Source organism: Undibacterium sp. Ji42W (assembly GCF_049340405.1).
Taxonomy (GTDB): domain Bacteria; phylum Pseudomonadota; class Gammaproteobacteria; order Burkholderiales; family Burkholderiaceae_D; genus Undibacterium.
The window spans coordinates 41,067-52,586 of the sequence record NZ_JBMPOV010000005.1 but is presented as its reverse complement, the minus strand read 5'-3'; the positions used below and the strand labels follow the sequence as shown (position 1 = coordinate 52,586).

Annotated in this window: 13 protein-coding genes; 6 read left to right on the top strand and 7 right to left on the bottom strand. The window is 48.9% G+C overall.

Annotation, left to right across the window (positions count from 1 at the left end):
• Window positions 1-45: 45 nt before the first annotated feature.
• From ACO0LG_RS12290 to ACO0LG_RS12280, 3 genes are all read right to left on the bottom strand, one after another.
• A complete protein-coding gene (locus ACO0LG_RS12290) occupies window positions 46-1,836 on the bottom strand; it encodes an acyl-CoA dehydrogenase C-terminal domain-containing protein (protein WP_423026681.1) in 1,791 nt (596 codons plus the stop codon).
• A 66-nt stretch (window positions 1,837-1,902) separates the two neighbouring features.
• On the bottom strand, window positions 1,903-2,505 hold the full coding sequence (locus ACO0LG_RS12285; protein WP_423027253.1) for a TetR/AcrR family transcriptional regulator: 603 nt from the start codon (window positions 2,503-2,505) through the stop codon (window positions 1,903-1,905).
• 438 nt (window positions 2,506-2,943) lie between these two features.
• Window positions 2,944-3,327, bottom strand: coding sequence for an RNA-binding S4 domain-containing protein (locus ACO0LG_RS12280; RefSeq protein ID WP_423026679.1), 384 nt, complete (start codon window positions 3,325-3,327; stop codon window positions 2,944-2,946).
• 273 nt (window positions 3,328-3,600) lie between these two features.
• Between ACO0LG_RS12280 and ACO0LG_RS12275 the strand changes: the two genes are divergently transcribed.
• From ACO0LG_RS12275 to ACO0LG_RS12250, 6 genes are all read left to right on the top strand, one after another.
• Window positions 3,601-4,239, top strand: a complete 639-nt coding sequence (locus ACO0LG_RS12275; protein WP_423026677.1) for a TetR/AcrR family transcriptional regulator — start codon at window positions 3,601-3,603, stop codon at window positions 4,237-4,239.
• 50 nt (window positions 4,240-4,289) lie between these two features.
• The gene (locus ACO0LG_RS12270; RefSeq protein ID WP_423026675.1) at window positions 4,290-4,730 is read left to right on the top strand and encodes an AAA family ATPase; all 441 of its coding nucleotides are present in this window, start codon (window positions 4,290-4,292) and stop codon (window positions 4,728-4,730) included.
• Window positions 4,727-5,017: a tRNA(His) guanylyltransferase Thg1 family protein gene (locus ACO0LG_RS12265; RefSeq protein WP_423026673.1), complete on the top strand. Its 291-nt coding sequence runs from the start codon at window positions 4,727-4,729 to the stop codon at window positions 5,015-5,017. Before ACO0LG_RS12270 ends, ACO0LG_RS12265 begins: the two co-directional genes overlap by 4 nt.
• Window positions 5,018-5,124: 107 nt before the next feature.
• A complete protein-coding gene (locus ACO0LG_RS12260) occupies window positions 5,125-5,493 on the top strand; it encodes a hypothetical protein (RefSeq protein WP_423027251.1) in 369 nt (122 codons plus the stop codon).
• 31 nt (window positions 5,494-5,524) lie between these two features.
• On the top strand, window positions 5,525-6,298 hold the full coding sequence (locus ACO0LG_RS12255; RefSeq protein WP_423026671.1) for a hypothetical protein: 774 nt from the start codon (window positions 5,525-5,527) through the stop codon (window positions 6,296-6,298).
• A 72-nt stretch (window positions 6,299-6,370) separates the two neighbouring features.
• The gene (locus ACO0LG_RS12250; RefSeq protein ID WP_423026669.1) at window positions 6,371-7,243 is read left to right on the top strand and encodes a hypothetical protein; all 873 of its coding nucleotides are present in this window, start codon (window positions 6,371-6,373) and stop codon (window positions 7,241-7,243) included.
• A 134-nt stretch (window positions 7,244-7,377) separates the two neighbouring features.
• Here ACO0LG_RS12250 and ACO0LG_RS12245 read toward each other — a convergent pair whose 3' ends face one another.
• The 4 genes from ACO0LG_RS12245 to ACO0LG_RS12230 are packed head-to-tail and all read right to left on the bottom strand — an operon-like array spanning window position 7,378 to window position 11,518.
• Complete coding sequence (locus ACO0LG_RS12245; protein ID WP_423026667.1) at window positions 7,378-8,685, bottom strand: hypothetical protein; 1,308 nt, start codon at window positions 8,683-8,685, stop codon at window positions 7,378-7,380.
• A 48-nt stretch (window positions 8,686-8,733) separates the two neighbouring features.
• Window positions 8,734-9,546 carry a DUF429 domain-containing protein gene (locus tag ACO0LG_RS12240; RefSeq protein WP_423026665.1) on the bottom strand — a complete coding sequence of 271 codons (813 nt, stop codon included), beginning with the start codon at window positions 9,544-9,546 and terminating at the stop codon, window positions 8,734-8,736.
• Window positions 9,543-10,706, bottom strand: a complete 1,164-nt coding sequence (locus tag ACO0LG_RS12235) for a phospholipase D-like domain-containing protein (RefSeq protein WP_423026663.1) — start codon at window positions 10,704-10,706, stop codon at window positions 9,543-9,545. The genes ACO0LG_RS12240 and ACO0LG_RS12235 overlap by 4 nt, the downstream gene beginning before the upstream one ends.
• Entirely contained in the window at window positions 10,703-11,518 is an 816-nt protein-coding gene (locus ACO0LG_RS12230; protein WP_423026661.1) for an endonuclease/exonuclease/phosphatase family protein, read from the bottom strand. The genes ACO0LG_RS12235 and ACO0LG_RS12230 overlap by 4 nt, the downstream gene beginning before the upstream one ends.
• Window positions 11,519-11,520 lie beyond the last annotated feature (2 nt).

The window sequence follows — 11,520 nt, the reverse complement described above, 5'->3', positions numbered from 1 at the left end:
GAGTTTCGCGCCAGCCCATCCACATGGGATGGCGCGAATGTTTGATTAGAACAAGTCAGCTTCGAGTGACAACAGGTTGGCAGAGCCAGAACGTGCCTGACGGATCAGCATCGCTGTTTCCGGGTACAGGCGGGCAAAATAGAAACGTGCCGTTGCCAGTTTGGAGACATAGAACTTGTCGCCAGAATCTTGTTTTTCAAGAGCGATTTTTGCCATTTGTGCAAAGAAATAGCTGTACACCAGATGACCGACTACGCGCAGGTAAGGTACCGCAGCAGCACCGACTTCATCTGGATTCTGGAAGGCTTTCATGCCGATTTCCATGGTCAGCTTGGTGACTTTGTCGCCCAGCTCAGCCAAAGGTGTGATGAATTCTGCCAGTGCTTCGTTGGTGCCATTGGCTTCAACAAAAGCCTGTACCTTGGCACCAAACTTGCGCAGTTTTGCGCCGTTGTCCATCAGGATTTTACGACCCAGCAAATCCAGGGACTGAATCGTATTCGTGCCTTCATAAATCATGTTGATACGGGCGTCACGTACATACTGCTCCATGCCCCATTCAGCGATAAAGCCGTGGCCGCCGTAGACTTGCAGACATTCAGACGTTGCAGTCCATGCATTGTCCGTGATGAAGGCTTTGATGACTGGGGTCAGCAAGGCGACTTCGTCAGCGCAATCCTTACGGACTTGTTCGTCAGGATGGTTGAATTCTTTATCCAGTTGCAGGGCAACGTAGGAACAGAATGCGCGTGCGCCTTCAGCATAGGCTTTAGCTGTCAACAGCATGCGGCGTACGTCAGCATGAACGATGATAGGGTCAGCTGGCTTGTCCGGTGCTTTAGGACCAGACAGGCTGCGCATCTGGATGCGGTCTTTAGCGTAGACCAGGGCATTTTGATAAGCGACTTCAGTCAGGCCCAAGCCTTGCATGCCCACGCCCAGACGTGCGGCATTCATGAACACGAACATCGCGTTCAAACCTTTATGCGGGCCACCGATGAGCCAGCCAGTTGCGCCATCCAGGTTCATCTGGCAAGTGGAATTGCCGTGGATGCCCATTTTTTCTTCGATCGCGCCGCAGAAAATAGGATTGCGTTCACCGATGCTGCCATCTGCATTCGACAGGAATTTAGGAACGATGAAGAGGGAAATACCTTTCGAGCCTTCTGGTGCGCCCGGCAAACGTGCCAGCACCAGATGGATAATATTTTCAGCCATATCATGTTCACCGGCAGAGATGAAAATCTTTGCACCTGTGATTTTGTAGCTGCCATCAGCCTGTGGCTCGGCTTTGGAACGCAGCATGCCCAGGTCAGTGCCGCAATGTGGCTCGGTCAAGCACATAGTGCCAGTCCAGTCGCCAGAGATCAGCTTGGGCAGGTACAGGGATTTTTGTTCTGGTGTGCCGTGCTCATGGATACATTCATAGGCACCATGGGACAAACCCGGATACATCGACCATGCCTGGTTGGATGAATTCAACATTTCATAGAAAGAATTGTTGACCACCAGTGGCAAGCCCTGTCCACCGAATTCCGGGTCGCAAGACAATGCAGGCCAACCAGCTTCCACATATTGTTTGTAAGCTTCTTTAAAGCCTTTTGGTGTGGTGACTGTGTGGTTGGTCTTGTCGTGGTGGCAGCCTTCGCGGTCACCGGAGTGATTCAGTGGGAACAATACATTGGCAGTGAACTTGCCGCCTTCTTCCAAAATCTGGTTGATGATGTCGCCATCAACATCAGCATGCTTAGGCAGCTGTTTCAATTCTTCTTCTACATTCAACAGCTCATGCAACACGAACTGCATATCACGCAATGGAGCGATATATTGACCCATGATTTTCTCCTGACGGCAAAGTTAAAACGGTAAATGTGGATACTAAATTTTTACGGCGGCGCTAATTCAGGCTGTGGCCTGTACCGGCGCGTAATACTCGATCATTCGTTCAAATCCGACTTCGGCACGACCTACACTGCCCGGCTTGCGCAAAAAGCGCGCATCATGGTGCAGGGCTAATATGAGGCCATACATCTCATACACAATCTGTTCAGGTTCGACATCCTCACGCAAGTGGCCCAGTTGTATCGCCTGTGCTGCGGCGCGGTGCAAGGCACCCTGCCACGCATGGACCATGCCGACCAGTTCATCCCTGATGGGCCCTGCCCTGTCATCGTATTCAGCCGCACCGCTAATGTAGATACAGCCCGATGCAATCTCTACCGTGACGCGCTTGACCCATAAGGCAAACATGGACTGCAAACGCGGCAAGCCACGTTCTTCTTTCATGCTTGGATAAAACACCTCTTGCTCGAAATGATGGTGGTACAGCTTCAGCACTTCGATCTGTAAATCTTCACGCGAACCGAAATGGGCGAACACGCCAGACTTGCTCATGTTCATCTTGTCGGCCAGCAAACCTATGGTCAGCCCCTCGATGCCATCCCGGCTGGCAGCGTCCAGGGCTACGTCGAGAATGGCGGCGCGGGTCAGTTCCCCCTTGCGCATGAATTTTGATGTCATATTCATATTACATTGATTGTGTTGAAAAGATTCATGTCTGCCCGCAGCGAAACATATGAGTGAAGCAAAAAATGATGCAAACAAATGAATTTATCGAACGCTCGTACTATTATGCACAGCGCCTTAAAAGTCAAACCAGATTGCGTCTTTAGAGGAGAGTATCTATATCAGGACTTACGCAAAACCGCCCAAGCTGCGTTACAGCGCCCGCATTTATCAAATTAGGTACTAAAGTACCGTCTTCGTCGCTGCGGTGGTTTGGGAATTCAGACAACATGTTGTCTGCCAACGTAACGAACTGCCCTTGAAGGACAGTTTCCTCGAGCCTAGCTCTTGCTGGGACAATTTTGCGTAAGTCCTGATTGCTTTGCCTCCTGCGCTTTCGTTTTTTTGTTTTCTGCTTAGTCCTGGCTCATTCCTGGCTTATTCATGATTATGCGTCTGGTCCAGCTGTCTTCTGTCGCGCTTGGTTGGTCTGGTTGTCAGCTTCGCTGTCGGTTCACGGAAATACTTTCTGTCTTCTGCCACTTTGGCGCGTTTTGCAGCACTCTCAGCGGTTTCCTCATACATGGTCTGGGCGATGGTCGCCGAGCTACGGGTTTCCAGTATGCGCAATACCCTGACCTGCCATACCTGCTCAGCCTGCTGCACCTCAATCAGGTCGCCAACTTTTACGTTATGGGCAGGCTTGACGCGCTGTTCATTTTGCAAAGCGCGGCCCAGCTCTACGGCATTGGTTGCCAGGCTGCGGGTTTTAAAGAATCTGGCTGCCCATAGCCATTTATCGATACGGGTGGTGTCACTCATGAAGGATGTCGCTTTTCTTTACAGGGATATAGGCCACGACTATCCAGTATGGCCCTAAAAAATACGTTCATTCTATTTTGATGCAATGTATGGCAGCTGTCAGGCAAATACAAGGCATTTTTGCCCAATGTTTGTGCATACAACAAAGCGTGCCATTAAGTTGAGCTATGTTGCAGTGCGCATAGACAATAAACTGAACGACCGTACAATTCGGCAAAGTTTGTATTAATTTATTGACATTCACATGCTTCCCCAATTTGGTCGGATCAGCTCATGAGCTCTGTTGAAGAACTAAGTGGAAAAAAACGCGCAATTCTCATTGCCGCAGAGAAATGCTTTGCCGCCCAAAGCTATGAAGGCGTGTCCATACGTGACATCGCCCACGAGGCTAATGTACCCATCGCCCTGATTGGTTATTATTTTGGTGCAAAGAATGAGTTGTATCACGCCATCTATGAACATCACAGCGGCTATATCGCCGAACGGCTGAATGGCTTGCGCCACGCTCGCACGCATAGTGCACCCGGCACGACACTTGAAGCCATCATCGCCGCCTTTGTGTTACCGGTATTAAAACTCAATGAAAAAGCCGAAGGCGCAAACTTTTCACGCATGGTCATGCGCGGTGTCATTGACCAGCATGAGGCCAGCGAGCGCATCACACGAGAATTCTACGACCCCATGGCACGCGAATTCATCGCCGCCCTGCACGATGCCCTGCCCCATGCCACCGCTGACAGCGTCTACTGGAGTTATCAGTTCGCTCTTGGTGCCCTATTGCACCATGTGGTAGATACCCGCATAGAGCGCCTGTCTGACGGCTTGTGCCCGGCCAGACAGGCTGACCTGGCGGCACCTTATCTGCTGCGCTTTATCACTGATGGCATCAAGGCAGCCACGCGGGTGGGCTGAAGCACTGGCCTGTGTCACAATGCAGGCCAAACGGACTCGCATGCAGACAAATGGAAGCCATCATCTTCATAGGATTACAGGCCAGTGGTAAATCTTCTTTTTACAAAGAACACTTTTTCAATAGCCATCTGCGTATCAGCAATGATTTGCTGAAAACCAAAAACCGCCAGCAACGCCTGCTGGATTTTTGTTTTGACTCCGGCATGCCGTTTGTCATTGACAACACCAATCCAACAAGAAAAATCCAGGCTAGCTATCTGGAACAGATCAAGGCCAGGCAATGGCCAGTGATTGCGTATTACTTCAAGACTGATCTCGATAGAGCGCTGGCATGGAATAGCCAGCGGCAAGGCAAAGAACTTATACCCAAGGTCGGCATACTGGATACGCATAAAAAACTAGAAATCCCCGATGATGACGAGGGCTTTGATCGCGTGTATTACGTCGATTTTATGGATGGCAAATTAACTGCCACTGATTGGAAAAAATGAAGTTTGATGAACTGGAAAACCTCATGCGCGGCTATGAAACGGCACATGACGACTACGTCCCCATCGGGACGTATATGGTCGCCCGCATGGATGGCCGCGGTTTTACTCGCCTGACCAAAGAAACCTGTGCATTTGAAGCGCCATTTGACATCAGGTTCCGCGATCTGATGGTGGAAACCTGTAAACATCTGATGAATTGCGGCTTCAAGGTCATTTATGCCTATAACCAGAGCGATGAAATTCTTTGCTGTTTGACCTGCATATCAATGCCTTTGGTCGCAAATTAAGAAAATACAATTCCCTGTTGGCAGGTGAAGCCTCGGCCAAATTCAGCCTCATGCTGGGTCAGGTCGCCGCCTTCGATTGCCGCATCTGCTAGTTACCCTCTCAGAATCTGGTCGTCGATTATTTTCGCTGGCGCAATGAAGATGCCAACAGAAATACCCTGAATGCGCATTGCTACTGGCAGCTCAGGAAAGAAGGTAAATCGCAAAACGAAACCACCAGCTTCATAGAAGGCAAGTCACTGGCCGACAAAGAAGCTTTACTGCAAAGCAGGGATATCAATTTCAAGACTCTGCCGCTATGGCAAAAACGCGGCACTGGCCTGTACATGGTCGAAGAAGAAAAAATTGGCTTTAATCCGAAAGAAAAAAAAGAAGTCATCAGCACAAGAAAAGTCTTGAAGACAGACTATGAATTGCCGCAGGGGGACACATATAGTGAATTCTTGTGGCATCTTATAAGCAGCCAAAGTACTTGATCTTGCATCATCAAATTTATCAGGAAAAAAAATGACTCAAGAATCCTATCAAGAGCAGATGAACTATTGGCTAGATTTATGGAAAAAAGGGGAACCTGTATTACCCCTTTTGATATCAGTATGTGAAGAAGGTATTGCAAAAACAGGTGAGACAAGTTTTTTCTCGAATGCTCCAATTGAGGTACAGGAGCGCATACTCGAAGATATCCAGCTCTTTCGACAACATGGGTCCTGGGTGTTTTTTATAGTGGGAGGAAACTTCTATCATGACAAAACCAAGGAAATGGAGAAAGTGGTAGAGATACTTGAAACGGGCAACTTGATCGATAAAGAAGCCATTCACGTATTGCCATTACCAAATGCAATAGAGGGCGTTACGTTCATTCATGGTGGAGAACTTTTGCAAGAAGTACTGAACTATGATCCCAAACTAAGCGATTGCAGTTTTACAGAATTCTCAATACGACAAACTATCCCTCATTATTCTGCAAAGTACATAGCAGAATTCACAATCCTGGTCGAACACTTCGTGCGCAATTACCTAGACGAGGGAAAATTTGAACGGATATTGGTTTCACGATGGGCAGCGAGTTTTGCACTCACAGATGCAATTCAACAAGCAGCTCAGTTGGAAAAAATATTTTCCCCTACAATGTCTATCGAGAAACAGAAAATTGGTAGCCGACATTACTACGAAGTCAGGTTAAATGATTTCTTTGGGCACTCTACGGTTTTTCTTTGCAAGGGAATTAAACTTGTAAAATTAGAACAGTTGAAAATCGATGTCGAGAACTGCTCAGACTAATAACAGATGCCGAATGACCACCACGATAGCGGGACACAGCAAATCCCCTTTTAAGCCTATTTGCTGGCCCCCATGTTTGCGCCGCTTGCCTGGTTGCTCACAGCTGTGGACACATGCTTTTATGAACGGGGACTGAGTCTGGGTGCATTTGGCATGCAGTTCCTGTTCACGCTGTTCTTAATGCTTGGTTCCTATGCATTGTGCACACCTTTGCTGCATATCTGGACGGGGCTGGTGCGCAAGCCACAAAAAAGCAAATACGCAGGATTTATAGTTGCCGCAATCGCTGCACTGATACTGGGCGTATTATATGCACAAGCAAAATTTCAGTACGCCAAACACTCCACACAACATCTGGTGTATCTGGCTTTCATGCTGTTCACCAGCCTGGGCACGTTTACGAGTTTGAAAAACCTGTTCTCACCAGCAAATCAAAACAACTACCCTGTCAGTCTGGCATGGCTGAGCAAACAACCCAGCGTCTGGGGCTTATTTTCATTATTCAAAGCTGCGCTGGCGCTGCTCATCATTTGCCCAACAAATTATGTGAATTCACTGCCACCCCAGAATTTTAATTTCTCCAGTTTTTTTAACTTTTTATATAAACAGGGAAATTTTGCTGAAGAAGCATTTGCAGCATCTGTCTTTGATATCAATCCGGGACATTTCCTGGCCTGGTGTACATACAGCGCTATCATACTGGCTGTAGCGGCAATAGCATCTGCACTACAGGCCAAAATACAGGGTGAAGATTCTTTGTACCGTGCAGCAGGCTGCGTCTGCGGTGCGCTTACGCTGACCGTTTTTGATCCCAGGCTGGCGGTGTATGCAGGGCTTACTTATGGTGTTGCTTCGTATCTTCTGGAACTTAAAACGGCAAAACAGAGATTTACTCAAGCCCCAACTATCCAGCCTTCCAGCACATCAAATTCTGGCAAGCCATAATTCTGATCCCGCCTCTGCCAGGCCCAAGTAGCCAGTAACGTGTATAGCACGGCACAAAGTCAATCACCGGGCATCTGATTGCAATAAGCAATCGCTCACGTCAAGTCTTCAATGCGAGTCCGCATGAACCTTTATCAAATACCTGGAATCTGCACAATCTCGTTGCTACCTTCATCCCAATCTGAAGGCATCCAGACCCCCGAATATCTGGGATGTGCTTTTATGCGCTGCTTGATCAAGCCCGCTTGCTTCAGCAGACCGGATGCTTTTTCGTCATACTGATTGCTTCTTAGTAAAAGTTCATAAGCATATTGCTCAAATGCTTCTGCATTGAAATGCGCTATTTCCCGTAATTTTTCAAACAAAATATCGATGAAATCAACAGGTAGTTTTTGCAGCAAGTCACATTCCAGGACACATAAAATATCAATCAAGTCCTTTGCTGCCCGACCATACACTCGAAGCAGAAACTGATTTTTATCTTTGTCATTCAAATATTCTCTAACCCCTCTCCTTAACAGATTATCTTTTGAAATTGGAGGAAAATCTTCTAAGGTAAGCCTGGATCGACTATCTAAAAAATCTCTGCCCTTTTGAGTAGAAATTGTCATTCCGGGTTGAAAATAAATTTCGTTTTCTTTTACAAATGCGTCTCTTGCATCAGAAGATTTCCGGTAGAGATCAAACTCAGCTCTGGAAGAACGCAAGAAAACCGGTCGCGTTACTCCCAGCGCCTGATGCATAAAACTGGTAGAAATGGCGAGAAATTCTCTTAGTTTCGTGATGAACTCAGACTTAAGTTGAAAATCAAAGCCCGCCCTCAATGCGATCGACGCATCCAATATTTTTGTCAATCTAGAAAGTATACGGCTGCGCTGAGCCTCACTTACCAAGTGAGAGACTGATTCTGCATGACGCGTACCAAACCGAAGATCTATATACTCCAGACAAACAATTGCCAAGGCTCTTTTCTTTCCAGAAAAATCGTCTCTGCAATATTCGTCTATGTGAATCTCAGATTCTATTTTTTCGAAATTATCGAATGCGCGCCGGTAAAGAGTGTGTAAAGACGGATCTTCAAACAATAAGCCAGCTGCGTAAAATACCTCATAAGATCTATGGTATGGGCCCATATCATTGATACTTGCATCAATGCAGGCAATAAAATCTCTATTTTTTTGTAAGCCAACAATCCATGCCGCGACTCTACTAGATTGCGAGCCATCAAATCCTAAAGCCATGCTATCGACATGATCATGTGCAAACATGTCAAGAATATGTTCATCTTCAATGACAGTCAGCAAATACCTGGCGCGATTTACAAATACATCGAAATCCAGGAATGGGGAAGTAAACAATTTTGGGCCAAACAAATCACTTCTAAGGAAAACGTACGCATATTCCCTAACCAAATCATGCGGGTTAAATTTCAATTGAGTCATTAAAAATTGATTCCATATTTGAAATGCAAAATATCCTACTCTTATGTTTCATGCCACCTGATCAGCCCCAACTATCCAGCCTTCCAGCACATCAAATTCTGGCAAGCCATAATTCTGATCCCGCCTTTGCCAGGCCCAGGCTGCCAGCAACATGCATAGCACGGCATCGAGCAGATCGGCGCTGCCGTCTTCTATCAGTTCTATTTTGTAGTTTCCCAAATCCAGCTTGAGTTTCCAGGGTGTCGCTCCCGCTTCCAAAGCGCTGACGATGAGCTCCCGCGCTTGCTGACGTGCGGGTGTTTGCTTGCTCTTGTCATCGCTTTTATATGAGGCCTTGGTGATGCTGCGTGCCACCATGCCGGGGTAGGCTTCGAGGGCGATGCGTTGCGGGTCGCCGTTGTGCATGCCGGGGATGCTGACGCCGGCGTCCAGCAAGCGCGGGGATCCTGCGTGCAGCATGTAGGCTACCGGAGGATTCACCCATTTCATCGACGGTGATGATCCAGCGGGCATGTCCGTTGCCCTGTGGGCAAATTTATTGCCAACTGCGCGTGCATCGCAAAAGGCCTTGAATTGCAGGCGTAATTCCGCACGAGTCTGCGTTTGCATATGGCGCATCAGGTCTGGCCAGCTTGTCGGCCAGTGCAGATGCTCTACCAGTTCGCGCGGCAGCGAAAATGGTAAATCAAAACCGGCCAGCCAAGGGCCAGGTTGCATGAGCCAGTTATCAAAAGCGGTGAAGTCACTGAGTGTTTGCAGGAATTCCAGACGCAGTATATCGCCTTGCATCTGACCACTGGCAATCGTGATGCCTTTGCGGCGTGAGGGTGCTGATGTGAAATCCACACCGTGCAATTTCATCCGTAATGCCCGAAGGTGACGACGCGCATGAGGCCGCGGTAAATCAGATACGCCGTGCCATACCAGGCGCGCTTGTACCAGGCTTTTTTGTGCACATCTTCTGCAAAGATTTCTATGCCATCTGCGATACCCAATTCCAGTTCATGGGCCAGGCTTGCTGTAAATGTCTTGTCGCGGATAACAATATTGGCTTCGTGATTGACGAACAGGCTGAGGCCATCAAAATTGCTGGATCCTACCGTCGCCCAGTCTTCATCAATGACCCCAACTTTGGCGTGCAATTGTGTCTTGCGGTATTCGACGATGCGCACACCGGCTGCCAGTAATTTGGGGTAAAAGGATTGTGACACTGCATCCTGCAAGGCAAACTGGCCAACACCGAGCAACAGCACCACATCGACGCCACGGGTGGCTGCAGACACCAGGGCACGGCGAAATTTTCTGCCTGGGGCAAAATAAGGCGTGACCAGGATGGCGCGTGACCTCGCCATGCCGAGCGCCTGCATGTAGGCACGTTGTATGGTGCTACGGTTACGCAAATTGTCGCGTACCACCAGCGCGGCTGCAGTAATTTGCTTGCCTGCGATCTTGGCATCGGCACGCAAGTTCTTCATCAATGCCAGACGGGTGCGAAAACCCAGTTTGCCCAGTTTGCGCCATTGTGATTCCACTTCCAGGTGGATATTCTCGACGAGGGGGCCAGTGACTGTCACGGCAAAATCCCAGCGAGGAAAAGGCAGGGCAATGCCGGAGCCATCATCAGCAATGCAGTCATCAATGATATTCAGGCCGCCGACGATGGCGACCTGCCTGTCAACCACACAGATTTTTCTATGGGTGCGTGCCAGGCCGCGCTTGAACCAGGGGTTAAAGCAGCGGCAAGCTGCGCCCTGCTCATTGAAATGTCTCGTCAAATCAATCGCATGGCTTCTGTCACTACCTATCCAGTCAATAACCACCCTCACCTGTATGCCACGCGCTGCTGCTTGCACCAGTGCCGCCTGCACGGACTGCGCAGTCTCGTCAGCCGCAAAGATGTAGGACTCCAGATACACTTCATGCTGTGCCTGGTTGATGGATCTAATCAGGGCAGGGAAAAACTGGGCACCGCTGTGCAAAAGCTCTACATCATTGCCTTCAATGAAATGCAGCTTACTCATGGGCTTTTTGTCGTGTCCAGCAATTCAAGGCTGACAGTGATCGGTACATGATCGGACAGGGTGGTCCAGGGTGCACCTTTCATGACATGCGCCTCTACCACCTTGAAGCCGCGCAGATACACACGGTCCAGGCATAACCAGGGCAAACCAGCGGGAAAGGTACGAGCATGGCCGCTGTTGTCCTTGTTCAATATTTTACGCATGCCTTTGAGCGAGAACCGTGATGCTGGCCCCTGTGCTTCAACATCGAAGGCTTCGATGACACCCAGTTCCTGGTACAGGGTCTGGCTCAGGCGCTGGCTCCAGTCATTGAAGTCACCGGCAATCACCAGTGGCGCATCGGCAGGTAAATCTTGTTTGATGGTTTTTATCAGTGCCTGTATCTGGCGACGGCGGCTGCCAGCAAACAAACCAAGATGAATCACAAAACAATGCACCTGCTCCTTGTCTATCTGCACCACGGCATGCAAGATACCGCGCTGTTCATAAGCATGGTCTGAGACATCATGGTTAGTGAACGAGGCAATCGGGTAGCGGCTCAGCAAGGCGTTGCCATGGTGGCCGTGCTCATACACGGCATTCATGCCATACACCGCCTGATGGGATTGTCCGGCCAGGAAATCATGCTGGCTTTCTTGCGGCCAGAGCGTGTGGTTTTCTGCGTGCAGATCATGTTGTCCCTGCACTTCCTGTAAAAATACCAGGTCTGCGTCGAGCAAATCTATCGCTTCCTTGATACCATGGATGCGGGCCTTGCGGCCAAATGCACTGACGCCCTTGTGGATATTGTAGGTGGCAATGCGCAGCTTCATGG